General features: G+C 62.9%; 1 protein-coding gene. It reads left to right on the forward strand.

Features of this window, described 5'->3' with window-relative positions; translation table 11 throughout:
• The coding region (locus tag AWB81_RS44130) for an MFS transporter (RefSeq protein WP_144444445.1) at positions 1-539 on the forward strand (539 nt) is incomplete at both ends.

The raw sequence follows: 539 nt of genomic DNA on the forward strand, positions 1-539 counted from the left end.
GAAGTGCCGAGCAACGTGATCCTGCACAAGGTGGGCGCGCGCCGCTGGATCTCGCGCATCATGGTGACGTGGGGTCTTCTCTCCTGCGCGACCATCTTTATCCGCACGCCCACGCAGTTCTACGTGATGCGCTTTCTGCTCGGCCTGGCCGAAGCGGGCTTCATTCCGGGCGCGATCTACTACATGAGCCAGTGGTATCCCGCCGCACGGCGTGGCCGCGCCTGGGGCGTGTTCTATATCGCACTGGCGTCTTCAGGCGTGATCGGCGGGCTTGTCTCTGGGTCGATCCTGCGCTTTATGACGGGCCTCGGCGGCTTGCGCGGCTGGCAATGGCTGATCCTCGTTGAAGGCATTCCGACAGTGTTGCTCGGCATCTACATCTTCTTCCGCATGAGCGAGGACATTCGGCGCGTGAAGTGGTTGTCGGAGCCCGAGAAGGCTCACCTCACAAGCGTGCTCGCTGCGGAAAACCGGGACAAACTCGGCCACGGTTTCGCCGGGCTGCTGTCGAACTCGCGGATCTGGGCGCTCGTCGTGAT

The organism is Caballeronia arationis (genome assembly GCF_001544975.2).
Lineage (GTDB): Bacteria > Pseudomonadota > Gammaproteobacteria > Burkholderiales > Burkholderiaceae > Caballeronia > Caballeronia arationis.